This is a genomic window from Sulfitobacter sp. M39 (assembly GCF_021735935.1).
Classification (GTDB): Bacteria; Pseudomonadota; Alphaproteobacteria; order Rhodobacterales; family Rhodobacteraceae; genus Sulfitobacter.
This window is the reverse complement of the sequence record NZ_WMDZ01000001.1, coordinates 233,546-256,354: the sequence shown is the minus strand read 5'-3', so window position 1 is coordinate 256,354 and position 22,809 is coordinate 233,546. Positions and strand designations below refer to the sequence as shown.

The 22,809-nt window shown below is 60.9% G+C and carries 24 protein-coding genes; 15 read left to right on the top strand and 9 right to left on the bottom strand.

Going from position 1 to position 22,809, the window contains the following annotated elements; all coding sequences use genetic code 11:
* Positions 1–34: 34 nt before the first annotated feature.
* The 4 genes from GLP43_RS01215 to GLP43_RS01200 are packed head-to-tail and all read left to right on the top strand — an operon-like array spanning position 35 to position 2,650.
* Entirely contained in the window at positions 35–823 is a 789-nt protein-coding gene (locus GLP43_RS01215; protein ID WP_237277882.1) for an exodeoxyribonuclease III, read from the top strand.
* A 52-nt stretch (positions 824–875) separates the two neighbouring features.
* Positions 876–1,796 (top strand): thioredoxin, encoded by a 921-nt coding sequence (gene trxA, locus GLP43_RS01210; protein ID WP_237277881.1) that lies wholly within the window; start codon positions 876–878, stop codon positions 1,794–1,796.
* 27 nt (positions 1,797–1,823) lie between these two features.
* Positions 1,824–2,468 (top strand): LON peptidase substrate-binding domain-containing protein, encoded by a 645-nt coding sequence (locus GLP43_RS01205; protein WP_005850355.1) that lies wholly within the window; start codon positions 1,824–1,826, stop codon positions 2,466–2,468.
* A 29-nt stretch (positions 2,469–2,497) separates the two neighbouring features.
* On the top strand, positions 2,498–2,650 hold the full coding sequence (locus tag GLP43_RS01200) for a Trm112 family protein (protein WP_180829218.1): 153 nt from the start codon (positions 2,498–2,500) through the stop codon (positions 2,648–2,650).
* Between the two features lie 22 nt (positions 2,651–2,672).
* Here the strand turns inward: GLP43_RS01200 and GLP43_RS01195 are convergent, their stop codons facing one another.
* A complete protein-coding gene (locus tag GLP43_RS01195) occupies positions 2,673–3,899 on the bottom strand; it encodes an FAD-dependent monooxygenase (protein WP_237277880.1) in 1,227 nt (408 codons plus the stop codon).
* Between the two features lie 89 nt (positions 3,900–3,988).
* Between GLP43_RS01195 and GLP43_RS01190 the strand changes: the two genes are divergently transcribed.
* From GLP43_RS01190 to GLP43_RS01175, 4 genes are all read left to right on the top strand, one after another.
* A complete protein-coding gene (locus GLP43_RS01190; protein ID WP_237277879.1) occupies positions 3,989–5,317 on the top strand; it encodes an amidase in 1,329 nt (442 codons plus the stop codon).
* Between the two features lie 109 nt (positions 5,318–5,426).
* A complete protein-coding gene (locus GLP43_RS01185; RefSeq protein ID WP_237279899.1) occupies positions 5,427–6,608 on the top strand; it encodes an aminotransferase class I/II-fold pyridoxal phosphate-dependent enzyme in 1,182 nt (393 codons plus the stop codon).
* A 17-nt stretch (positions 6,609–6,625) separates the two neighbouring features.
* A complete protein-coding gene (locus tag GLP43_RS01180) occupies positions 6,626–9,547 on the top strand; it encodes a DNA translocase FtsK (RefSeq protein WP_237277878.1) in 2,922 nt (973 codons plus the stop codon).
* 172 nt (positions 9,548–9,719) lie between these two features.
* A complete protein-coding gene (locus GLP43_RS01175) occupies positions 9,720–10,322 on the top strand; it encodes a LolA family protein (protein ID WP_237277877.1) in 603 nt (200 codons plus the stop codon).
* 57 nt (positions 10,323–10,379) lie between these two features.
* Here GLP43_RS01175 and GLP43_RS01170 read toward each other — a convergent pair whose 3' ends face one another.
* Positions 10,380–10,970, bottom strand: coding sequence for a transglycosylase SLT domain-containing protein (locus GLP43_RS01170; RefSeq protein ID WP_174226590.1), 591 nt, complete (start codon positions 10,968–10,970; stop codon positions 10,380–10,382).
* Between the two features lie 71 nt (positions 10,971–11,041).
* Complete coding sequence (locus tag GLP43_RS01165; protein ID WP_237277876.1) at positions 11,042–11,923, bottom strand: AEC family transporter; 882 nt, start codon at positions 11,921–11,923, stop codon at positions 11,042–11,044.
* Between the two features lie 84 nt (positions 11,924–12,007).
* On the opposite strand from GLP43_RS01165, the gene hspQ reads away from it, so the two are divergent.
* The gene (hspQ, locus tag GLP43_RS01160; protein WP_005850331.1) at positions 12,008–12,334 is read left to right on the top strand and encodes a heat shock protein HspQ; all 327 of its coding nucleotides are present in this window, start codon (positions 12,008–12,010) and stop codon (positions 12,332–12,334) included.
* A 37-nt stretch (positions 12,335–12,371) separates the two neighbouring features.
* Here the strand turns inward: hspQ and GLP43_RS01155 are convergent, their stop codons facing one another.
* The 3 genes from GLP43_RS01155 to GLP43_RS01145 all read right to left on the bottom strand — a co-directional run bounded on the left by GLP43_RS01155 (position 12,372) and on the right by GLP43_RS01145 (position 15,074).
* A complete protein-coding gene (locus GLP43_RS01155; protein ID WP_237277875.1) occupies positions 12,372–13,949 on the bottom strand; it encodes a gamma-glutamyltransferase family protein in 1,578 nt (525 codons plus the stop codon).
* 307 nt (positions 13,950–14,256) lie between these two features.
* Positions 14,257–14,736 carry an ATP-binding protein gene (locus GLP43_RS01150; RefSeq protein WP_237277874.1) on the bottom strand — a complete coding sequence of 160 codons (480 nt, stop codon included), beginning with the start codon at positions 14,734–14,736 and terminating at the stop codon, positions 14,257–14,259.
* On the bottom strand, positions 14,733–15,074 hold the full coding sequence (locus GLP43_RS01145; RefSeq protein ID WP_037942734.1) for an STAS domain-containing protein: 342 nt from the start codon (positions 15,072–15,074) through the stop codon (positions 14,733–14,735). Before GLP43_RS01145 ends, GLP43_RS01150 begins: the two co-directional genes overlap by 4 nt.
* 87 nt (positions 15,075–15,161) lie before the next feature.
* Between GLP43_RS01145 and GLP43_RS01140 the strand changes: the two genes are divergently transcribed.
* From GLP43_RS01140 to rarD, 4 genes are all read left to right on the top strand, one after another.
* On the top strand, positions 15,162–16,334 hold the full coding sequence (locus GLP43_RS01140) for a thiolase family protein (protein WP_237277873.1): 1,173 nt from the start codon (positions 15,162–15,164) through the stop codon (positions 16,332–16,334).
* 76 nt (positions 16,335–16,410) lie between these two features.
* A complete protein-coding gene (locus GLP43_RS01135) occupies positions 16,411–16,866 on the top strand; it encodes a GAF domain-containing protein (protein ID WP_237277872.1) in 456 nt (151 codons plus the stop codon).
* 35 nt (positions 16,867–16,901) lie between these two features.
* Positions 16,902–17,525: a LysE family translocator gene (locus GLP43_RS01130; RefSeq protein WP_005850320.1), complete on the top strand. Its 624-nt coding sequence runs from the start codon at positions 16,902–16,904 to the stop codon at positions 17,523–17,525.
* Between the two features lie 105 nt (positions 17,526–17,630).
* Positions 17,631–18,557, top strand: a complete 927-nt coding sequence (gene rarD / locus GLP43_RS01125; RefSeq protein ID WP_237277871.1) for an EamA family transporter RarD — start codon at positions 17,631–17,633, stop codon at positions 18,555–18,557.
* Positions 18,558–18,613: 56 nt separating this feature from the next.
* On the opposite strand, the gene GLP43_RS01120 is transcribed toward rarD, so the two are convergent.
* Positions 18,614–19,024 (bottom strand): nuclear transport factor 2 family protein, encoded by a 411-nt coding sequence (locus GLP43_RS01120; protein ID WP_037942746.1) that lies wholly within the window; start codon positions 19,022–19,024, stop codon positions 18,614–18,616.
* 59 nt (positions 19,025–19,083) lie between these two features.
* On the opposite strand from GLP43_RS01120, the gene GLP43_RS01115 reads away from it, so the two are divergent.
* Positions 19,084–19,731 (top strand): RluA family pseudouridine synthase, encoded by a 648-nt coding sequence (locus tag GLP43_RS01115; RefSeq protein WP_005850315.1) that lies wholly within the window; start codon positions 19,084–19,086, stop codon positions 19,729–19,731.
* A 74-nt stretch (positions 19,732–19,805) separates the two neighbouring features.
* Here GLP43_RS01115 and GLP43_RS01110 read toward each other — a convergent pair whose 3' ends face one another.
* Entirely contained in the window at positions 19,806–21,245 is a 1,440-nt protein-coding gene (locus GLP43_RS01110) for an aldehyde dehydrogenase family protein (RefSeq protein WP_237277870.1), read from the bottom strand.
* 165 nt (positions 21,246–21,410) lie between these two features.
* On the opposite strand from GLP43_RS01110, the gene GLP43_RS01105 reads away from it, so the two are divergent.
* On the top strand, positions 21,411–22,064 hold the full coding sequence (locus GLP43_RS01105) for a peroxiredoxin (protein WP_237277869.1): 654 nt from the start codon (positions 21,411–21,413) through the stop codon (positions 22,062–22,064).
* Between the two features lie 9 nt (positions 22,065–22,073).
* On the opposite strand, the gene GLP43_RS01100 is transcribed toward GLP43_RS01105, so the two are convergent.
* Positions 22,074–22,790, bottom strand: a complete 717-nt coding sequence (locus tag GLP43_RS01100) for a glycosyltransferase family 25 protein (protein WP_237277868.1) — start codon at positions 22,788–22,790, stop codon at positions 22,074–22,076.
* Positions 22,791–22,809 lie beyond the last annotated feature (19 nt).

The window sequence follows — 22,809 nt, the reverse complement described above, 5'->3', positions numbered from 1 at the left end:
GGGTGCGCGCGATCTGACCCAAGGGAGCTGCCTCATGCCTTTCACGCTGGCCACATGGAATATCAACTCTGTCCGGTTGCGCGAACCGATTGTGCTCAAGCTGCTGGCCGAACACGGGCCGGATGTGCTGTGCTTGCAGGAATGTAAAAGCCCGGTCGACAAAATCCCCACCGCGGCCTTCATCGAAGCGGGCTACACCCACATGGTGGCGCGCGGGCAAAAAGGATACAATGGTGTGGCAATCCTGTCGCGCTTGCCCTTGGTGGATGCCGGTGATCAAGACTTTGCAACGCTGGGCCACGCGCGCCATGTTGCGGCAAAGCTCGAAAACGGGGTGACGGTGCATAACTTCTATGTGCCCGCTGGCGGCGACGTGCCCGACCGCGAGGTGAACGAGAAATTCGGCCAGAAGCTCGATTATCTGGCGGACATGCGCGACTGGTTCCACGGCAACAAACCCGAGAAATCCATTCTGGTAGGCGACCTGAACATCGCACCGCGCGAGGATGACGTCTGGGATCACAAGAAGCTGCTCAAGGTCGTGAGCCACACCCCGATAGAGGTCGAAAAGCTGGCCGAAACGCAGGACGCCGGTGGTTTTGTTGACGTAACACGGCAGGATATCCCGCAGGGCAACCTGTACAGCTGGTGGTCCTACCGCGCCAAGGATTGGGATGCGGCAGACAAGGGCCGCCGACTGGATCACGTCTGGGCAACGCCCGATATCTCGGGCGCGGCACATTCCAGCCGCGTGTTGCGCGACGCCCGTGGTTGGGAAAAGCCCAGCGACCACGCGCCTGTCTTTGCAACATTCGACCTTTGAAATAGACAGACGCGCCCTCATATAAAGGGCAACCCCAAGCGAGGATTTTGATATGATGGATTTGAACCTTTCCCCCGCCGGTGCCGGTGATGCCGATCTGATCAAAGACACGAGCGAAGCGACCTTCATGGCTGATGTTGTCGAGGCATCGCAAACGGTGCCGGTGATTGTCGATTTCTGGGCCCCGTGGTGCGGCCCGTGTAAGACCCTTGGCCCGATGCTTGAAGACGCGGTGCGCGCTGCCAAAGGCGCGGTCAAGATGGTCAAGATCAACGTTGACGAGGCCCAACAGATCGCAGGCCAGTTGCAGATCCAGTCGATCCCGACCGTTTATGCTTTCTTCAAGGGCCAGCCGGTTGACGGGTTTCAAGGGGCCCTGCCACAGTCCGAGATCAAGGCGTTCATCGACCGCGTGATCAAAGCGGGCGGCGGCGAAGCCCCTGGGGAAGAACTGTCCGAGGCCGTGGCCGCGGCGGATGACATGCTGGCTGAAGGGGCGGCGCAAGACGCGCTTGATACCTTTGCCGCGATCCTGGGCGAAGACCCGAACCACGCCGGTGCTTATGGTGGGATGGTGCGTGCCTATATCGCGCTGGATCAGCTTGATCAGGCCGAGGCGCATCTGAACGGCGCACCCATCGAAATCTCGAAAACGCCCGAGCTTGAGGCCGCGCATGCGCAGCTTCAACTGGCACGACAGGCAGCCGATGCGGGCCCCGTGGCAGAGCTTCAGGCGGCGGTGGATGCCAATCCTGATGACATACAGGCGCGTTTCGATCTGGCGCAGGCGCTTTATGCGCATGGCGACACGCAAGCCGCTGTGGATCAACTGCTGACGCTTTTCGGCAAGGATCGTGAATGGAATGACGGGGCCGCCAAGACGCAATTGTTCACCATTTTCGAGGCGTTGAAACCCAATGATCCGATTGCGCTGAATGGTCGTCGTAAACTTAGCTCTATGATATTTGCATAAGGCTGTGCGCGCCCTAGGTATGCTATCATGATACAGCAATCGGACCTGCCAGACACAATCGCGATCTTCCCGTTGTCGGGCGCATTGCTGCTACCGCGCTCGCGGTTGCCGCTGCACATCTTTGAACCGCGCTATCTGCAGATGATCGAAGACAGTCTGAAAACGCCGGGGAGGTTGATCGGCATGGTGCAGCCCAATGTGGTGCCGGGGCGCGACGGTCCGGGGCTGCAAACCATCGGCTGCGCAGGGCGGATCACCCAGTTCTCCGAGACAGAGGACGGGCGCTATATGATCACCCTCGCGGGGATCTCGCGTTTTCGGGTGGTGAAAGAGGTCGAAGGCTTCGCGCCCTACCGCCGTTGCGATGTCAACTGGGACGGGTTTGAACGCGATCTGGGCAAGGATGAACAGGACAGCAGTTTCGACCGCGATAATTTTCTGAACACGCTTGGCCGTTACTTCGACGCGCGTAACCTGTCGGCAGATTGGGATACGTTGCAAGAGGCCGACGATGAACTGTTGATCAATTCACTGTCGATGATGCTGGATCTTGACTGCGAAGACAAACAGGCCTTGCTTGAGGCACCATCCCTCTCTACCCGACGCGAGACGTTGCTGACGTTGATCGAATACACCCTGCGGGGTGGTCAAGAAGGGGAGATGATGAATTGAACGCCGAAGAGATACCATTCGACCGCCGCATGCTAGAGGCGCTGATTTGCCCCCGCACGCAGATGCGCCTGACCTATGACGCCGACAAGCAAGAGCTGATCTCGGACGCGGCCGGTCTTGCCTATCCGATCCGCAACGGTATCCCCGTGATGCTGGTGGACGAAGCGCGGGTTATCGACTGACACGGCGGGGGTAGGCGGCCTCCTAAAGCGCCTTACCCTGCATCAGACGGGGCAGGGTGCCCGTCAGCCCCGCCGCCTCGCGCATGAAACCGCGACGGGCATCGGGCAGGGCGTTAATCGCCGCCATCCCCACATCACGTGCAAGACGCAGCAGCGGGTTGTCGTTGGAAAACAGCCGGTTGAAGCTGTCCGTCGCCAATGCCAGCGCGGTGTTATCAAAGCGACGCCACAGCTGATATTGCTCGAGCACTGTGATGCTGCCGACATCCTGCCCGCGCCGTTGCGCATCAGCGATCACCTCTGCCAGCGCGGCGACATCGCGCATGCCGGCGTTCAACCCCTGACCGGCAATCGGGTGCACCCCGTGGGCGGCATCCCCCAGCAGCGCTACGCGCGTGGCCACCATCGAATGCGCCAGCGATAGGCTCAGCGGGTAAGTGTACCGCGCACCGGCAAGGGAAATCTCGCCCAGAAAATCGCCAAAGCGCGGGCGAAGCACGTCGAGGTATCCCTCGTCCGGCAGCGCGTGGATATGCGCTGCGTTGGCGGCGGTCTCGCTCCAGACGATGGAGGACCGGTTTTCGGTCAGCGGCAGGATCGCCAGCGGACCGGGGGGCATAAAGAACTGATGCGCGACCCCGTGATGCGGTTTTTCATGGGCGATGGCGCAGACCAGCGCGGTTTGCGCATAATCCCAGCCGATGCGTTTGATTCCCGCCCGCGTAGCGGTGCCCGAGGCGCGACCATCCGCGCCGACCACCAGACGCGTGCGCAGGGTCTTACCGCCTTCAAACGTCAGGGTGGCGCCCGCCGGGGCGGCGTCTTGCGCGATGACCGTTTCGCCGTCCAGCCGCGTGATCCGGGCGTCAGCGCTCACCGCCTCTGCCAATGCGCGGCGCAGGTGGCGGTCCTCGACCATATGGCCCATTGGCCCTTCTTCGATCTCTGCGTGATCGAAATGCATGAAGAAAGGGGAGGGGCCTTCGCCCGCGCGCCCGTCCGTCACTTTGATCTCGAGCATCGGTTGCGCGTGGGGTTTCACGCCCTCCCAGATCCCGAGCGCCCCCAGCATCCGTGTCGAGGTCAACGCCAGCGCATAGGATCGCCCGTCAAACGCCGCATCTTCCCGCGTGGCAGCGGGCAGCCTGTCTATCAACGTGACCCGCAGCCCGATCTGCGCCAAAGCCAAGGCAAGTGTCGGGCCATTCAGCCCACCACCGACGATTGCGATATCTGTATCAAAATCCATAGCTTTAGATATGGGCGTGCAGCAGGGATTGTCCATGCGCGCTGGCGTCGCTACCGTCCCTTTTCCAAAGCATTATTCGAGGAAGCAACATGCAAGAGTGGTTAACCATGACAGCCGCAGATTTGGGACGGGGCATCGGGGACGGCCAGATCGACCCTGTTGTGCTGTGTCAGACCTATCTTGACGCGATCGACACCCACCCCCTGCGGGATCGTATCTATGCCCGCGTGACCGCCGAACGGGCCCTGGCCGAGGCCGGTGCCGCGCGGGAACGCGCGCGTGCGGGGCAGCGCTTGTCGCCACTGGACGGGGTGCCGATCAGCTGGAAAGACCTGTTCGACACCGCCGGGATCGCGACAGAGGCGGGCAGCGCCCTGCTGAAAGATCGCGTGCCGGACCGCGACGCGCGCGTGTTGGCAAATGCCACCGCGATGGGGTTGGTCTGTCTGGGCAAGACCCATATGAGCGAGCTGGCGTTTTCGGGGCTCGGATATAACCCCAGCACCGCCACCCCCCCTTGCGTGAACGATGAAGCTGCCGTGTCGGGCGGGTCGTCGTCCGGGGCTGCGGCTTCTGTCGCTTTCGGTCTGGCGGCGGCGGCGATCGGGTCGGATACCGGCGGATCGGTGCGGGTGCCTGCCGCGTGGAACGATCTTGTGGGGCTGAAAACCACCTCGGGCCGTGTGTCGCTTGAGGGGACCGTGCCGCTGGCTGCCAAGTTCGACACGGTCGGCCCGCTTTGCCGCTCGGTCGAGGATGCGAGCCTGCTGCTGGCGCTCACCGAAGGGGCCAAGCCGATGGACATGGGCAGCACCGACATCGAAGGGCGTCGCTTTGCGATCCTGCGAACTGTGGCGTTCGACGATATCGAAGACGCCCCCGCAGCGGCTTTCGACGATGCCGTCGCGCGGCTGAAGGAAGCGGGGGCGGTGATCGAGGACATCGATTTCGACCCGATCAAAGAGGCGATGCCGCTGAGCGGGTGCCTTTACACCGCCGAAGCCTACGGCCTGTGGCGCGACGTGATCGAGGCGAACCCGGATGCGATGTACGGCGAAATCCTTGAAAGGTTCCGTCTGGGTAAATCCCACTCCGGCCCCGATTATGTGGCAGCCTGGGCCAAGATCGACCAGATCCGCGCGGCCTATGTGAAAGCTGTGGCGGGCTATGACGCGGTGCTGATCCCCACCGCACCGCTGTTACCCCCCAAGCTGGACCGGCTGGAAGCCGAGCATGACTATTACGTCTCGGCCAACCTCATGACCCTGCGCAACACGCGTATCGGGAATCTTATGGGGCTGGCGGCGGTGACCCTGCCCACGGGCACCCCATCCTGCGGGATCATGCTGATGGGCCAGCCCTTTGGCGAAGAGCACCTGCTGCGCATTGCCGCAGCCGCCGAAGAGGCATTGGCCTAAATGACACAAACCTTGCCCTGCGTCCTGCAATGTCTGGACGCGGGGCAAGCCCTTGGGTACTCTGGAACAAACGGGGCGTGAATGATCCCGAACCCGAGGCAGTGAAATGATGTACCCCGAGCGGTTTTCGAACCTTCCGGCCCACGCGTGGCCGCGCCTGCGCGCATTGCTTGATGCGCATGAAGGCGGTGGCACGCCGATCCACATGACGATTGGCGAGCCGAAACATGCTTTTCCGGCATGGGTCACCGATGTGATCTCCGAAAATGCCGCCGGATTTAACAGCTACCCCGCCAATGACGGCACGCCCCAGTTGCGCGGCGCGATTGCCGGATGGATGAAACGGCGCTACGGTGTGGATGTGGATGCGGACACGCAGGTGATGCCGCTGAACGGCACCCGCGAAGGACTGTACAACGCCGTCATGGCGACTTGTCCCGAGACAAAGAATGGCCAGAAGCCCGCCATTCTGATGCCGAACCCGTTCTATCAGGTCTATATGATCGCCGCGATTTCCGGTGCCGCTGATCCGGTGATGGTGCCTGCTACGCGCGAAACAGGGCATCTGCCCGATTTTGCCAGCCTGCCCGAAGATGTACTGAACCGGACCACCGCGGCCTATATCTGCTCGCCCGCCAACCCGCAGGGGGCCGTGGCCACCCGTGCGTATTGGGCCGATCTGATCGCGCTGGCGGAAAAATACGATTTCAAAATTTTCGCGGATGAATGCTATTCCGAAATCTACCGCGACACGCCGCCCGTCGGTGCGTTGCAGGTCGCGCAAGAGGTCGGCGCTGATCCGGATCGAGTGGTTATTTTCCATTCGCTGTCGAAACGGTCGAACCTGCCCGGGCTGCGGTCCGGCTTTGTCGCCTCGGGTGCCAATACCATGCGCGAGATCAAGCAGCTGCGGAACTATGCTGGTGCACCGCTGCCGTTGCCACTGCAAGCGGCGTCGGCTGCGGTCTGGGACGACGAAGCCCATGTGGCCGAGAACCGCGCGCTTTACATCGAAAAGTACGAGGTCGCCGACCGTATTCTCGGCAACGTCCCCGGGTACCAAAGCCCCGAGGCAGGGTTCTTTTTGTGGCTGCCGGTGGAAGACGACGAAGCTGCGGCGCTGAAACTTTGGCGTGAGACCGGCGTGCGGGTGCTGCCGGGCGGCTATCTGGCGCAAAGCGTGAACGGCGAAAACCCCGGGAAACAATATATTCGGGTGGCGATGGTCGCCGCAAAAGAAGAGACAACGCGCGGGATCGAAGCGATCCGCCGCTGTCTCTATCCAGAATAAGACGAGGGATCAGAGCAATGGCATATCAGACACGTGGGCGCGACCCTTTGCTAGACACCAACATGGCCGAAGCGATCGAAAAACGCGGCAAGGAGCTGCTGGGCCTCGGGCTGATCGCCCTGGGCCTTATGGCCGCCATGATGATCGGCAGCTACACCCCTGACGATCCCAACTTTATGGTCTCTACCGATGCGCCGGTGCAGAACTGGCTGGGGCGCATGGGCGCGTCGCTGGCCGCGCCTTTGTTCATGATCGTGGGTTGGGGCGCGTGGTCTGTCGCGGCAATCCTGCTGGCCTGGGGCGCACGATTTGCCCTGCACCGCGGCGAGGAGCGCGCCGTGGGCCGTTTGATCTTTGCCCCGATTGCCGTCGCCTTGTGTTCGATCTACGGGGCGACGCTGACGCCAGATGCGGCTTGGCTGCAAACCCATAGTTTTGGGCTAGGCGGGCTGTTTGGCGACACGGTTATGGGCGTGATCCTGACCGTCCTGCCGATCGGGTCGACCTTTACGATCAAGCTGATGTCGCTGTTGATGGGCGTGGCGATCCTTGCTTTTGGTGCCTTTGTTGTTGGCTTCACCCGGCTTGAACTGCAACGTCTGTTCCGCTTCATGCTGGTCGGGCTGATCATGGCTTATGCCGGATTGATGACCCTTCTGGGGCGTGGTGCGTCGGGGGCGGTTGCCGCCGCGCAGGGCATTCAGGCCCGCCAGCTTGAACGCCGCGAACGCAACCGGGTCGAGGCCGAGGAGAACGCGGAATTCGCCGCCAGCCAAGGGTACTATGACGACGAACTGGCCTATAGTGATGCGCCTGCACCTGCGCCAAAAACCGGCCTCCTGTCGAAAATGCCGACGCTGGTCAAACGCGCCGACCCGCTGCCGGAACCTGAACTGGTCGAAACATGGGCTGAACCCGAACTGGACGAAGCCCCCAGCAGCGACCGTATCAAATCCAAGATTGCCGATGTGATTAAAAGCCGCGTGCGTACCGGTGGGGCTGTGCATACGGCGACCACCGCCCCCTTGACCCGTGGTCGCGGCCGTGGCCCTGATCCGCTGCTGCTGGATACCACCGCCCGTGGTGCCCGCCGCGAAGAGCCGCCCTTGACCGGTGCGCCGGCCCCCTCCCCTACTCGGGCGGAGCCGCCTTTAACCGCGAGCCGTGCACCTTTGGTCGCGGAACGCCCCGTGCTCGAGCTTACCCCCTCCGAACCGGATCATGATGCAGATATGGCGGTTCTGGATGATGAACCGATGACCGATAGCCACCTGCCACTGCAAGAGGCAGAGCGGGAACCGGCCATGCAGATCCCCGTGGCTCAGCCGCGCAAGGTGGTGCAGCCGCAGATGCGCAAACCGGTACATCCCAGCAAACAGGCTCAGGCCGAGGCACAGCCTGCGCTGACCTTTGAAGACACGCATCCCGGATTTGAACTGCCGCCGCTGAACCTGCTGGAAAGCCCGGATAATGTCGAACGTCTGCACCTGAGCGACGACGCGCTGGAAGAAAACGCGCGCATGCTGGAAAACGTGCTGGATGACTATGGCGTGAAGGGTGAAATCGTCGCTGTTCGTCCGGGCCCCGTTGTCACCATGTACGAACTGGAACCGGCTCCGGGCCTCAAGGCGAGCCGTGTGATCGGTCTGGCGGACGATATCGCGCGCTCTATGGCGGCATTGTCGGCGCGTGTGTCCACCGTGCCGGGCCGCAGCGTGATTGGCATCGAACTACCTAACGAGAACCGCGAGAAAGTTGTGCTGCGCGAAATCCTCGCCGCGCGTGATTTCGGCGACAGCACCATGCGTCTGCCGCTGGCCTTGGGCAAAGACATTGGCGGTGACCCTGTGGTCGCGAACCTTGCCAAGATGCCTCACCTGCTGATCGCGGGGACCACCGGTTCGGGTAAATCCGTTGCGATCAACACAATGATCCTGTCGCTGCTGTACAAGCTGACGCCGGAAGAATGCCGGATGATCATGATCGACCCCAAGATGCTGGAACTGTCGGTCTATGACGGTATCCCACACCTGCTGTCCCCCGTTGTGACCGACCCGAAAAAGGCCGTTGTCGCGCTGAAGTGGACCGTGGGCGAGATGGAAGAGCGCTATCGCAAGATGTCCAAGATGGGCGTGCGTAACATCGAAGGCTATAACGGTCGCGTCCGCGAGGCCCTGGCCAAGGGAGAGATGTTCAGCCGCACCGTCCAGACCGGCTTTGACGAAGATACGGGCGAGCCGATTTTCGAGACGGATGAATTCAAGCCCGAAGCGCTGCCCTATATCGTCGTGATCGTGGACGAGATGGCCGACCTGATGATGGTCGCGGGCAAAGAGATCGAAGCCTGCATCCAGCGTCTGGCACAGATGGCGCGGGCCTCGGGTATTCACCTGATCATGGCGACACAGCGTCCTTCCGTCGATGTCATCACCGGCACGATCAAGGCGAACTTCCCGACGCGGATTTCCTTCCAGGTGACCTCCAAGATCGACAGCCGCACGATTCTGGGCGAGATGGGGGCCGAACAGCTGCTCGGCATGGGTGACATGCTCTATATGGCGGGCGGGTCCAAGATCGTGCGCTGCCACGGCCCCTTCGTCAGCGACGAAGAAGTCGAAGAGATCGTGAACCACCTCAAGGCCTATGGTGAACCTGATTATGTGTCGGGCGTCGTTGAAGGGCCATCCGATGACCAAGAGGGCAGCATCGACGCGGTTCTAGGTCTGGGCGGCAATACCGACAGCGAAGACGCGCAATATGATACGGCCGTGGCGATCGTGGCAAAAGACCGCAAGTGTTCGACATCCTACATCCAACGCAAACTGGGCATCGGCTATAACAAAGCCGCGCGTCTGGTCGAACAGATGGAGGATGCGGGCCTTGTTTCGCCAGCCAACCACGTAGGCAAGCGCGAGATCCTGATACCTGAACAGGGGTAGCGCGCAAAAATAATCGGAACGTCATTGCGACGCCGGGGGTTGGCTTGGGAACAGGCCAGCCCCTTTTGCATTTCGGGCGTGTTAGGCGATATCCTGCTGCGTGATATCGTATATCATGACGCGAAGCCCTATGTCGAAGGCAAGGCACTGGAATAAGAATAGGAAGACTATAATGCGTTTTGTTACCACCACCGTTCTGGCCATTGGTCTGGGGTTGGCAGCTGTGATGCCCGCCGCCGCCGACAAACTGCCGCTGAACGCGATTTCCGGCTATCTTAACGATCTGAAAACCGCCAAGGGCGAATTCACCCAGATCAACGATGACGGCTCGATCAGCACCGGCACGATTTACATCAAACGTCCGGGCAAAGTGCGCTTTGAATACAACGCACCGGATTCGGGGGTTGTTGTGGCGGGCAGCAATACGGTTGTGATCTACGACAAGAAATCCAACCAACCGGCAGAGACATACCCGCTGTCCAAGACGCCGCTGTCGATCATTCTGGCCGCGAATGTGAACCTTGGTCAGGCCAAGATGGTGACGGGTCATAACTATGACGGCACCGCGACCACCGTGCGCGCCCAAGACCCCGCGCATCCTGAATATGGCAATATCGAACTGAAGTTCACCGGCAACCCAGTCGAACTGCGCCAGTGGATCATCAACGACGGCAACGGCACCAAAACCACCGTGGTTCTGGGCGATCTGCAGAAGGGCGGCAGCCTGCCCAACAAACTGTTTGACGTGGGCAGCCCCGGTCAGGTGAACCGCTAAGGAAAAAGGGCCCCGAACATACGTTCGGGGCCCTTTCTTTATCCGGTGTTGGTCAGCTTACCAACGTGACAGGCGACACCCTGCAATCTGCTGCTGGTACATATCGGAGCGCGCACGCACCTTGCGCGCCACGGCGACCAGCCAGGGTTTCGAATTATAGCTTTGGCGCGCATAGCCCGTGTTGCCTTCATGATAGGCCAGATACTGGTTTTCCGCGTCATGCAAGGGGATGCCGTTCTTGTCGCGGCTCTTATTCATGTACCACCCCATGAAATCCGACGCGTCGTTGATCCGGTCGCGCTTGGCACGGAAACCGCCAGCTTCGGCCAGATATTCATCCCATGTCGCATCAAGCGCTTGGCTGTAGCCAAAGGCGCTGGACTGGCGGCCCATGGGGATCACACCGATAACATAGCGGAACGGCGTACGGGCGTCCGCGATGAATTTGCTTTCCTGATGGATCGTCGCCATCTGCACATGGACAGGCACGCCCCAACGGCGTTCAGCTGCACGGAATGCGCGGTAATATTCTGGGCGCTCTTTGAGAATCGCACATGCATTATCAAGGTCTCGTGGTGCACTTGTCGGGCCGCCACTACATGATGCCAAAAGCACAGCAATTATCAGGGCGCAAAAGGTTCTGCTCATCGGCCTCTCGCTTTTATCGTGTTTTTATTACATTTAGTTTATCAGATTGCCCTGCCGACGCCCACCAGAAATTACAGCAGAAACCCCAGCATAAGCGGTAAAGCGGCAACCGATAGCACGGTAGAGACGACAACCAGCCCCGCGACAGACTCCGCATCCGCACCGTATTTCTCTGCCAGTAGGTAGGATGTCACCGCCACCGGTGTGGCAACCTGCAAGACCAGCACGCCAAAAGCGATTTTATCAAGGTCAAAGAACCAACCCGCCAAAGCGGCGATGCCGATGCAGATCGCAAGCTTGATCAGTGACAAAACCACCGCGCGCCCGATCCCGCCGGGGGACAGTCGTGCCACGGCCACGCCCAAGGTAATCAGCATGATCGGGATCGCCATCTGGCCCAGCAGGGACAGCGTGTTGGTCAGAAACACCGGCGTTTCCCAGCCTTGAACCAGAAACAGTGCGCCCAATGCCGTGCCCCAGACCAGCGGTTCACGGATGACCTTCCCAAAGGATCCCGACCCCGCGACCAGCCAGATTCCAAAAGTGAACGACCAGATGGCCATAATGGCAAAGACCACAACGGCGTAACCCAACCCCGTGTCGCCAAAGGCAAAAAGTGCGAGCGGCAGGCCCAGATTGCCGGTATTTCCGAAAATCATCGGGGCCAGATAGGTCCGCCGGTTCAACCCGAACACGCGCACGATCACGGCGGCCAGCAGCGTTACCCCGCCATAGGCCGCCACTGTTGCCAGTGACAAAGCGCTCAGCGCGGCGGGGTCGATCTGCGTTGTCATCAGCGACACGAAAATCAGACAGGGCACCGATAGGGTCATCGCCAGCTGGGTCACAAACTGGATGCGATATTCGAACCCCAGCTTCACCCACGCAAAGCCGATCCCCGCGAGCAAGAACACAGGGGCCACAATTTCAAGCACTGTCAGGGCTAAGTTCACAAAGTGTTTCCTTGGTTACGCGTAGCAGGATTGGACAAAAGCCCCTTGAAGGGACTACGAACGAACGGTAGGTGCACCGATGTTATGATAAGAACGCGCGCGAAATACCACTTGGGCCAGATCGTCCGGCACAAAAAACATCCCTTCCGAGGGGTGATTTTTGACGTGGACCCCGAATTTGCCAATACCGAAGAATGGTACGAGGCTATTCCGGAAGACAGCCGCCCCGAGAAAGACCAGCCGTATTATCACCTGCTGGCCGAAAACGAACAAAGCTATTACGTGGCCTATGTGTCCGAGCAGAACCTCGTGGCCGATTACTCGGGCGAACCTGTGGACCATCCCGATATCCCCGATCTCTTCGGGCCGTTCACCGATGGCGCCTATCCGCTGCACTTCCAGCTGAACTGAGGCAAAGCGCGGGTGACCCGCGCCCCGCCGCCCTTGTTCAATAGCCCAGGGCACACCCATCCTTGCGCGCGTCGCTCGCCCCCTCTAGCAAACCGTTGTCGTGCAGCTGGATCGCCTGCGCGCCGCCGATGGCTGTGGTTGGAATTTCGACCTTATGCCCCATCTCGGCAAGCTTGGCGCGAACTGCGTCGCTATACCCCCGCTCTACGTTCAGGATGCCTTTATCCGAAAACGCGCGGGGAGCGTCGATGGCGGCCTGAGGGTCTAGCCCGAAATCCGTCAGGTTAGAGACAAACCGCGCGTGGCCATTGGGCTGGTAGGCCCCGCCCATCACGCCAAAGGGCATGATCATCTTACCATCGCGTTTGATCATCCCCGGAATGATCGTGTGCATCGGCCGCTTGCCGCCCTTCAGCTCGTTCGCGTGCCCTTGGTCAAGGGTGAAGCCAGCACCGCGGTTTTGCAGCAGGATACCGAATTTATCCGACGCGATGCCCGACCCGAAACCGTGGAAGATCGAATAGATCAACGACACGGACATCCCATCCTTGTCCACCACGGTGATATAGATCGTATCCTTATGCACCGCCTCTGACAGGGCAACAGGGTCGGGCATGGCTTTCTTCGGGTCGATCAACGCCGCCAGCTCCCGCGCCGTTTCAGGCGCAAGCATATGCGCCAGACGTGCGGTATGGTCCGGGTCCGCCAGAAAACGATTTCGTGCATCGTATGCCAGTTTGGCGGTTTCCGCCTCGATATGGACACGCTCCGCGCCCCAAGGATCCATTGATGCAATGTCGAAATGCGACAGCATGTTCATCATCAACAGTGCAGTCGCCCCCTGACCGTTCGGCGCATGTTCCAGTACCTCGACGCCCTGATAGGTAGATGCGAGCGGTTCACCGGGGGTGCAAGCGGTGGCGGCGAAATCCTCTGCCGTGTGCTTGCCCCCCATCGCATTAAGAGAGGCGACGATATCTTCGGCCACCTCACCGGTATAGAAGGCATCGCGCCCGTACTTGGCGATGCGGCGCAGCACTTCGGCCTGACCGGGGGCGCGGAAGATGTCGCCGGTCTTTGGGGCCTTGCCGCCGGTCAGATAGAAATCGCGTGCGGCCCCCTGCAAGGTGCCCGCATCATTGCTCCAATCAAAGGCGACGCGTGCCGCCACGGGCACGCCTTCTTCGGCATAGCGGATCGCGGGGGCCAGTATCGTGTCCAGACCCATGGTGCCGATGGTGCCGGACAGGTGGCAAAACGCGTCAATCGCGCCCGGAATCGTCACGGCATGGGCGCTGCGCAGCGGCACTGTCTTTTCGCCAGCGTCCCGCAAATGGGCGGCATCCAACGCAGCAGGGGCGCGGCCTGATCCGTTCAGCGCGTGCACCTCTTCGCTGCCCGCCGGCGAATACAGCACAAAGCAATCCCCGCCGATCCCGGTCATCTGCGGCTCGCAAATCCCCAGCAGCACGGCACCGGCAATCGCGGCATCCATCGCGTTGCCGCCCCGCTCAAGAATATCGACAGCGGTCTTCGCAGCCAAAGGATGAGAGGTGGCACACATGCCATTGCTTGCCAGAACAGGGGATCGTCCGGGAAGGTGGAAGTCGCGCATGGTTATTCGCCCTTGATTGCTGTCATTGGGCTGAACGTAGCGCGCCGCACGTCGCGCGGGCAATCAATTATAAGAGGAACGGGCACAGTAAATGTGCCTCGGCGTTGCGTACTGGGTGGGGGCTATTAAAACGCAACGCCGAGGGAAGCCATATGCAGCTACAGAACCGATGTTGCCCGCAAAGCTGGGCGGAATTATGAAACCTTTGAGGCGCTATTGCGGAACTTTGATTGCGGCTGCCGCAGGGGTGACCAAAAACTTAACGCCTTTATCCCTGACACCGCCAACGCTAACCACAGCGCCGGCGTCACCCTGCGGCCAGAGGCACGCGCAGCGCCAGCAGGTTCATATCGCCCATGCGCGAATACTCCAGCTCGCAGCTAAGCAGTCGTATCAACCCCCACCCAAATCCCCCTTCTGGAAGATCGTCTGTGATGTCCAAGACGTTAAACGGTTCCCCCATAGGCAGCGTGAACCCCGGCATCGGTTTGCCCAGATCGGTGATGCGAAACCGCAAGTCATCCGGCGCATAGGCCCCGCGCACCCCGATCAGCCCTGCTTGGGGCAATCCGGCATAGGCGTGTTCGACCACGTTATTCAACGTCTCGGCCAGCACCAGTTCCACAATCTCGAGGTTCTCTTGCGATAGCCCCCGATCGGCCAGCTCATCGCGGATATGACCAAGGGCCGCGCGTACCGCATCGGCAGAGGCTTCCGACGTCACCTCGAAGCCATAGGGGGTATCCGCCTGACCGACTGTGCCTTCGTTCCGGTTCGGGGCGCTCATGCGGGCACCTGCGCGGCCAATGCGGCGTCCAAGGTAGGGAAAAGGGGAAACACGCTGTCCATCCGCGTTAATCGGAACACCCGATCAACCGAGGGCGTCAGCCCGGCCAGCGTCAGGCTGCGGTCCGGCAACAGAAGTTTCAGCGTCGCCACCACCGCGCCAAGCCCGCTGGAATCAATAAAATTCACCTGCCCCAGATCCAGAATAACCACAGGTGGCCCATCTTCGATCATATCCCGCATGGCTTCTTTAAAGGCGCGGGCAACGGCGGCATCAATACGGTCTTCCATCACGGATATGATGTGCAGCTGCCCTTCTGTTCTGGTCGAGAGTTTCATATGGTCATCTCCAAGGTGTCCCGGACGCCAGAAGGCATAGCGCCGATACCTTACCAAAAGATGATCATTTCCCGGGGAGGGGACGAAATGGAAAAAGTCGTGATAGCAGGGGCTGCGCGGACGCCGATGGGCGGGTTTCAAGGGGCCTTTGCCGATCTGACCGCGGCCGATCTGGGGGGGCATGCGATCAAGGCGGCGCTGGACGGTGCCGGCACCAATTCCGTGGACGAGGTGCTGATGGGCTGCGTGTTGCCCGCAGGGCAGGGCCAGGCCCCCGCGCGTCAGGCCGGCTTCAAGGCAGGTCTGGGCGAAGAGGTGCCGGCCACAACGCTGAACAAGATGTGCGGTTCCGGGATGAAGGCGGCGATGATCGCCTTCGACCAGATCGCCTTGGGTCAGACCGACACCATGATCGCCGGCGGGATGGAGAGCATGACAAACGCGCCCTATGTGCTGCCGAAAATGCGCGGCGGCGCACGGTTGGGGCACGGTCAGGTGATCGATCACATGTTCCTCGACGGGTTGGAAGACGCCTATGACAAGGGCCGCCTGATGGGCACCTTCGCCGAAGACTGCGCCGAGACATTCCAATTCACCCGCGCCGTGCAGGATGACTATGCGCTGGCCTCTCTGTCCCGCGCGCTTGACGCGCAAAGTAGCGGCGCGTTCGATGGGGAGATCGCAGCGGTTGACCTGAAAACGCGTAAAGGGTCGTTCACCGTCTCGGTGGATGAACAGCCCGGCAACGCACGACCCGAGAAGATCCCCGAACTCAAACCAGCCTTCCGCGAGGGCGGCACAGTAACGGCAGCGAATGCGTCTTCCATCTCGGACGGGGCGGCGGCATTGGTGCTGGCATCTGAAACAGCAGCCAAATCCCAAGGGTTGAATGTCCGCGCGCATATCCTCGGCCACGCCAGTCACGCGCAGGCACCGGGGCTTTTCACCACCGCGCCCGTACCGGCGGCGCAGAAACTGCTGGACCGGTTGGGCTGGCAGAAAGACGACGTTGATCTGTGGGAAGTGAACGAGGCCTTTGCCGTCGTGCCACTGGCCTTCATGCATGAAATGGGGCTGTCCCATGACATCGTGAACGTGAACGGCGGTGCCTGTGCGCTTGGCCACCCCATCGGGGCCTCTGGCGCGCGCATTATCGTGACCCTGCTAAACGCACTGGAAAAACGCGGGCTGAAACGGGGCATTGCGGCGATCTGCATTGGCGGCGGTGAAGGCACCGCGATTGCGATCGAACGCCCCTGATTTTCCAAATGGACTAAATCCTCGGGGGTCGGGGGGCAGACAGCCCCCCGGTCCGGCAGTAACAAAAGGCAATTTTATGCGCGTTGACTATCCTACCCTCTCCAAATCCCTCCACGCCTTGACTGATGGCGAAACCGACAGCGTGGCGCTGATGGCCACCGTCGCCTGCGAGGTGCACCACGCCGACGACCGCTTTGACTGGACGGGGTTCTACCGTGTGACCGCGCCAGAGCTGCTTAAGATCGGGCCCTATCAGGGCGGGCATGGCTGTCTGGTGATACCCTTCGCGCGTGGGGTGTGCGGAGCCGCCGCGCGCACGGGCGAAACGCAATTGGTTGCGGATGTGGATGCCTTTCCGGGCCATATCGCCTGCGCGTCCTCCACGCGGTCTGAACTGGTTTTGCCCGTCTGGAACGGCGCCGGAGAGCTGCTGGGTGTCTTTGATATCGACAGCAACCAGCCCGCCGCGTTTGACCAGACCGACGCCGATGCACTCGCCGCGATTTTGAAATCTGTTTTCGCAAACGTCTAGGCCGGTGATCCTGCCCGTAGATTAAAGGAAATGTCATGAGCTTTGACGCTTGGCTCGTGTTTGCCCTTTTCTGGGTGGTGTTTGTCACCACGCCGGGGCCGAACGCGGTGAACTGTATCAGCAACGGGATGAACCTGGGCTTTGCGCGGGCGATGGTCGGGGTGCTGGCGATCCTGACGCAGGCCTCGCTGTTTCTTGCGCTGTCGGCGATTGGCGTGACGGCGCTGCTGACGGCCTCGGCCACGGGGTTCTTTGTGGCCAAGATGATCGGGGCAGGGTTTCTGATCTATCTGGGCGTGCGCGGGCTGGTCCTGGCGGGCAAGCCTGTGGTGATGGAGGATCGCCCCGCCGCGTCGGTCTATTGGCGTGCCTTTGCGATTGCGACGATCAACCCGAAATCGGTCGCCGGATATCTTGCGGCCTTCAGCCAATTCGTGCAGCCGGATGTCCCGATCTGGGACCAGATGATCGTGATCGTGCCGACGGCGCTGACCCTGACCGCGGCCAGCTATACCGGGTTTACCGCGCTTGGGGCGGGGCTGGGGCGGGCGGCCTTGGGGGCGGTGTTCAACGTCTGGTTCCGCCGCGTGATGGCGGTCAGCTTTATCATCTACGGGGTGCTGTTGGGCAGCGCGCATACGCCGATGCCTAAGGGGTGATCAAGGGCTGATCCCGCGCGCCTCTGGGGCAAGTGCCCTTGGGTCAGTCTTTCCCTCTGGCCCCTGCGGTCCTGCGGGCGTAAGCAGACCCCAAGGAGACACGATATGCGCAACCCAGATACCCTTTCCAACACCCAGCCCGCCCCGCCCGAGGACACGCCCCAAGGGCTTGCCTTTGCGATCGGGGCCTACGGTCTTTGGGGGTTTCTGCCGCTGTACATGAAGGCCATCGCCCATATTCCCGCAGCAGAGATTGTCGTGCATCGGGTCATCTGGTCAGTGCCCGTGGGCGCATTGGTGCTGATCCTTCTGGGGCGCACCGCCACCCTGCGCGAGGCGTTCCGGTCGCCGCGCACGCTGGCAATGGGCTGTGTCACGGCGACGCTGATCTCGGTCAACTGGGGTATCTACATCTGGGCGGTGAACTCGGGTCATGCGCTGGACGCGGCCTTGGGGTATTACATCAACCCGTTGTTCAGCATCTTGCTGGGCGGGCTGCTGCTTGGGGAGCGTCTGTCGAGACTTCAGCTTGCGGCAATCGGGCTGGCGGCCGTCGCCGTCGCGATCCTGACGCTTGATTCCGGTCGCTTTCCTTGGGTCGCGCTGAGCCTGACGCTCACCTTCGGGCTTTACGCGCTGGCGAAAAAGCGGCTGCCGATCGGGCCAAACCAGGGTTTCCTGCTTGAGGTCTTGATCCTGCTCGCCCCCGCGCTGGCCTATCTGGTTTACCTGATCATGACGGGGCAAAACCACTTTGGTCAGGGCGTGCCGTTTAATACGTGGATGCTGGTGGGCTGCGGCGTGGTCACGGCGGTGCCGCTGATCTTTTACGCCAACGGAGCCAAGCGGCTGCGGCTGTCGACCATCGGTATCTTGCAGTATATCGCGCCGACGATGATCTTCCTTTGCGCGGTGCTGGTCTTTGACGAACCCTTTGGGCGGGCGCGCATGATTGCCTTTCCGCTGATCTGGGGTGCGCTGGTGATCTATTCGATCTCGCTGTTCCGGCAGATGCGGCACAAACCGGCTTGATCAGGGGCTAGGAGGGGCGCAGACATGTTGCGCCCCTCGATCCTTATATCATTCGCTCAGGACAGCGCGTCCTTGAAGGCGAGGAAGCTGGGGTCTTTCATCACCCGTGCGTTCATCGCCTCGCGTAGGGCTCCGATGGATTTATAGGGGCGCATCACCACCTCGAATTTGGCGATCAGACCGTCGTCACCCAAGGTGATCAGGTCGACGCCAACGGCATCCAGATCCCCGATCTTGCACTGGAACTCCAGCGCCCAATCTGTGCCTTCCCCCATGATTCGGCGGTACTTGAAATCGCTAAAGACATTGCCGACGTGCCCCAGGACCGCTGCCACAGGGGCGCGGCCGGTCCAGGTCTTGTAATATGTCGGCGGCATGAAGGTGACGTCTTCCGCCAGCAACGGGGCGATCTTTTCCGAATCTCCCTTGGCGACAACATCAATCATCTTGGTAATAGTAGGATGCATTCCGGGTCCTTTGGTACAGATTGGCTTGAAAACCTACCCTACATCTGAGACGGACACTTATGGAAACAGAATATAATCCGCCCCAAGATCCGCTGGTTGTCCTGCATGAAGACGCCGAAGTGTTGCTGGTCGACAAGCCCGCGGGCTTGCTGTCGGTGCCAGGCAAAGGGCCGCATCTGGCCGATTGTCTGATCGCGCGGGTGCAGGATGCATTTCCGGATGCGCTGCTGGTGCATCGTCTGGATCGGGACACCTCGGGCGTGATGATCTTTGCGCTGACGCCCCATGCGCAGCGCCATCTGGGATTGCAGTTTGAAAAGCGGATGACGCGCAAGACCTATGTCGCGCGTGTCTGGGGGGTGCCGCAGGAAAAGACCGGGACCATCGATCTGCCGCTGATCGTGGATTGGCCGAACCGCCCGCGCCAGATGGTCTGCCATGAAACGGGTAAACCCGCACAAACCGACTGGCGTGTGCTGAAAGACGAAGGCGACACCGCGCGGGTGCGCCTTAGCCCCAAGACAGGGCGCAGCCATCAGCTGCGGGTGCATATGCTGAGCCTCGGCCATCCGATTCTGGGCGATCCGTTTTACGCCACGGGGCCCGCGTTGGCGTATCCGCGCCTGATGCTCCATTCAGAGGAGCTGCGGTTCAACCATCCTCAGGGCGGGCATTCGACCAAGATCCGCGCCAAGGCACCGTTCTAAAGGCCATAGGGCGCAGACGAAAAAGGCCACCCCGAAGGGTGGCCTTGGTGTTTGTGGGCGATGCCAAAGGACAGCTATTCAGCGGCCCAGCCAGAGACGGCCTTGATCTCGGTAAAGTCCTCGATCCCGTACATGCCACCCTCGCGGCCATTGCCCGATTGCTTCATGCCGCCAAAGGGCGACCCTGCGGCGCGGCTTTGGCCGTTCATCTCGACCATGCCCGACCGCAGTTGACGCGCCAGACGGTTGCGACGCTCGCCATCTTGCGACTGGACATAGTTCGTCAGGCCGTAAACCGTGTCATTGGCGATCTGGACCGCTTGCTCCTCGCTGTCGAACTTCATGATCGACAGAACCGGCCCAAAGATTTCCTCGCGCGCGATGGTCATGTCGGGGGTCACGTCAGCAAAGACCGTGGGTTTGACAAAGAAGCCACGGTTCAGGCCATCGGGCCGTCCGGTGCCACCTGCGACCAAACGCGCGCCTTCGTCGATGCCCTTCTGGATCAGATCCTGAATCTTGTTGAACTGCGATTCATTCACAACGGGGCCGATATGACGCCCATCTTCGGAGGCAGGACCAACGGTAACCTGCGACGCAACAGCGCCTGCTTCTTCGACGGCTTTGTCATAGACATCCGACTGCACCAGCATACGGCTGGGGGCGTTACACGACTGGCCGGTGTTGTTCATCATATGCAGTACGCCGCGTTTGACCGCCTTGTCATCCGCATCGTTAAAGACGATGTTCGCGCCTTTGCCACCCAGTTCAAGGTGGACCTTTTTCAGCGTATCCGCCGCCGCCTTCGAGATCAGCGTGCCCGCGCGGGTCGATCCGGTGAAGCTGATCATGTCGATGTCTTTATGCGACGACATCTGGCTGCCGACACCGACGCCATCGCCGTTCACAAGGTTGAATACCCCTTTGGAGAAGCCTGCCTCGTCAATCAGTTCGGCAAAGATCATCGCGTCCAGCGGGCTTTCCTCGGAAGGTTTCAGCACCATCGTGCAGCCCGATACAATCGCCGCGCCGACCTTGAGCGTGATCTGGTTCATCGGCCAGTTCCACGGCGTGATCAGACCGGCAACGCCCACGGCTTCGCGGATGATCCGGTCATTCGGGGCGTGATCGCCAAGCGGCTGTTCAAATTTGAACTCTTTCGCGGCCTTGATGAAGTTGCTCAGATGGTAAGAGCCAGCACCAACCTGCGATGTGCGGGCCAGATCCATCGGCGCACCCATGGCCGTGCTCATTGCTTTGGCCAGATCTTCGGCGCGGGCCTGATAGACCTCTAGCAGCTTTTCCAGCAGGGCGATGCGTTCCGCCGGAGGCGTCGCCATCCAGCCCGGCAGGGCGGCCTTGGCGGCAGCAACCGCGGCATCGGTATCTGCCTGATCCCCAAGCGAGATGACCGCGCAGGGCTCCTCTGTGGTGGGGTCGATCACGTGATAGTCATTCGGCTTGGCGGGGGATACCCATTCACCGTTGATGTAAAACTCGCGCTTCTCCAGCATGGGAAAACTCCTTTTGTCATGCGGTGCCGGGGACGTTTCCCCCAGCCTCTTGCGCGTACCATGTCACCACATTTGGGGACCCGCAAGTGAGGGGGTGAAACCGGCAGCGCAACGTCTTACATAAGTGGAGAACGACAAACCGAAACCATGAAGCCGGAGAATATTATGTCCTTGCGCATCAACGATACCATCCCCGATCTGACTGTCGAAACCGATCAGGGCACGATCAGCCTGCACGACTGGGTGGGCGACAGCTGGGCGATCCTGTTTTCGCACCCCAAGGATTTCACGCCGGTCTGCACCACCGAATTCGGGGCGGTCGCACAGCTTGCCGACGAATGGGAAAAGCGCGGCACCAAGGTGATGGGCATTTCCGTGGACGGTGTTGAAGAGCACAAGAAATGGAAAAGCGATATCGAGACCTTCGCCGGTGCCAAAGCGGGCTTTCCGATCATCGCGGATAACGACCTGACCGTTGCCAAAGCCTTCGACATGCTGCCTGCCGACGCCTATATGCCCGATGGCCGCACCCCCAACGACAGCGCCACTGTTCGCGCCGTGTTCATCATCGGGCCGGACAAGCAGCTGAAGCTGTCGATGACCTACCCGATGACCGTGGGCCGCAACTTTGCCGAGGTTCTGCGCGCGCTGGACGGCCTGCAAACCTCGACTGGCAAGGGCGTGGCGACACCGGCGAACTGGAATGTCGGCGACGACGTGATCATACCCGCGACCCTGTCAGACGATGACGCCAAGGTGAAATTCGGCGACTTCAACAAGATCCTGCCCTACCTGCGCACCACCAAAGCGCCCAGCTAAGCGCGGATCTCAGGCTCTCTGAGGTCGCAATTTAATCTGCGTGCGATACCACGCTCGCTTGAATCCCCGCATCAGCTTGCCGCTGGTGCGGGTTTTTTGCTGGATGGTTGACCCGCCGATCTGATTGGCGATTTCGCTTAGCCCGTTGGGAAGCAGGGCATGGAGCTTTTGCCCCGTCACCCAATGCATCTGCAGCCATGTATCGACAGGGCGGTCAATCTGGGTCGATCCGTCAAGCAAGCGCTGCGCGGCGTCACGCCCCACCACCTGACAGCAACACTGCAAGCCGATCCGCTTGGGCAGGATCAATGCCATATCCCCGTCACGCGCCACGACATCTGCGGGCAGCTCTCGCATCTTGAGCGGCAGGCGCAGGTACATATCGGGCGTCATATTCTGGTGGATAAGCTGCAACGCGCGCTCCAGCTCTGGCCGCGACACGGCGAGGTCATCCTCGACAATCATCGCGTAATCCCAGCCCTGATCGACGATCATCTGCCAGCATTTGCGATGGCTTTGAAAGACGCCGATCTCGGCCGGTGTCAGGGCGAAGGGATAGGACGGGCTGTGCAGGTTGCCAGAGTGGGTGCGCACATCTGCGACCTGCGCAGGGTCGCGGCCATTCACCGCTTCGACGACCTGCGCATCGGGCAGATCCTGCAGCAACCGCGCGACATTGGCGTGCCGCGCGGTGCTGGTGGACATATGGATAATCAATGATTTCATACGGTTTGATACCGCGCTT

Bases quoted from the DNA above. Each gene is read 5' to 3' on its own strand.
- GLP43_RS01200 (WP_180829218.1), top strand. From the start codon at position 2,498: ATGCTAGAGGCGCTGATTTGCCCCCGCACGCAGATGCGCCTGACCTAT.
- GLP43_RS01110 (WP_237277870.1), bottom strand. From the start codon at position 21,245: ATGCTGGAGAAGCGCGAGTTTTACATCAACGGTGAATGGGTATCCCCC.
- GLP43_RS01215 (WP_237277882.1), top strand. From the start codon at position 35: ATGCCTTTCACGCTGGCCACATGGAATATCAACTCTGTCCGGTTGCGC.
- GLP43_RS01170 (WP_174226590.1), bottom strand. From the start codon at position 10,970: ATGAGCAGAACCTTTTGCGCCCTGATAATTGCTGTGCTTTTGGCATCA.
- GLP43_RS01100 (WP_237277868.1), bottom strand. From the start codon at position 22,790: ATGAAATCATTGATTATCCATATGTCCACCAGCACCGCGCGGCACGCC.
- GLP43_RS01120 (WP_037942746.1), bottom strand. From the start codon at position 19,024: ATGCATCCTACTATTACCAAGATGATTGATGTTGTCGCCAAGGGAGAT.
- GLP43_RS01135 (WP_237277872.1), top strand. From the start codon at position 16,411: ATGCGCGTTGACTATCCTACCCTCTCCAAATCCCTCCACGCCTTGACT.
- GLP43_RS01180 (WP_237277878.1), top strand. From the start codon at position 6,626: ATGGCATATCAGACACGTGGGCGCGACCCTTTGCTAGACACCAACATG.
- GLP43_RS01140 (WP_237277873.1), top strand. From the start codon at position 15,162: ATGGAAAAAGTCGTGATAGCAGGGGCTGCGCGGACGCCGATGGGCGGG.
- GLP43_RS01190 (WP_237277879.1), top strand. From the start codon at position 3,989: ATGCAAGAGTGGTTAACCATGACAGCCGCAGATTTGGGACGGGGCATC.
- GLP43_RS01185 (WP_237279899.1), top strand. From the start codon at position 5,427: ATGTACCCCGAGCGGTTTTCGAACCTTCCGGCCCACGCGTGGCCGCGC.
- GLP43_RS01155 (WP_237277875.1), bottom strand. From the start codon at position 13,949: ATGCGCGACTTCCACCTTCCCGGACGATCCCCTGTTCTGGCAAGCAAT.
- GLP43_RS01195 (WP_237277880.1), bottom strand. From the start codon at position 3,899: ATGGATTTTGATACAGATATCGCAATCGTCGGTGGTGGGCTGAATGGC.
- GLP43_RS01130 (WP_005850320.1), top strand. From the start codon at position 16,902: ATGAGCTTTGACGCTTGGCTCGTGTTTGCCCTTTTCTGGGTGGTGTTT.
- GLP43_RS01145 (WP_037942734.1), bottom strand. From the start codon at position 15,074: ATGAAACTCTCGACCAGAACAGAAGGGCAGCTGCACATCATATCCGTG.
- trxA (WP_237277881.1), top strand. From the start codon at position 876: ATGATGGATTTGAACCTTTCCCCCGCCGGTGCCGGTGATGCCGATCTG.
- GLP43_RS01175 (WP_237277877.1), top strand. From the start codon at position 9,720: ATGCGTTTTGTTACCACCACCGTTCTGGCCATTGGTCTGGGGTTGGCA.
- GLP43_RS01150 (WP_237277874.1), bottom strand. From the start codon at position 14,736: ATGAGCGCCCCGAACCGGAACGAAGGCACAGTCGGTCAGGCGGATACC.
- GLP43_RS01205 (WP_005850355.1), top strand. From the start codon at position 1,824: ATGATACAGCAATCGGACCTGCCAGACACAATCGCGATCTTCCCGTTG.
- GLP43_RS01105 (WP_237277869.1), top strand. From the start codon at position 21,411: ATGTCCTTGCGCATCAACGATACCATCCCCGATCTGACTGTCGAAACC.
- hspQ (WP_005850331.1), top strand. From the start codon at position 12,008: ATGATAAGAACGCGCGCGAAATACCACTTGGGCCAGATCGTCCGGCAC.
- rarD (WP_237277871.1), top strand. From the start codon at position 17,631: ATGCGCAACCCAGATACCCTTTCCAACACCCAGCCCGCCCCGCCCGAG.
- GLP43_RS01115 (WP_005850315.1), top strand. From the start codon at position 19,084: ATGGAAACAGAATATAATCCGCCCCAAGATCCGCTGGTTGTCCTGCAT.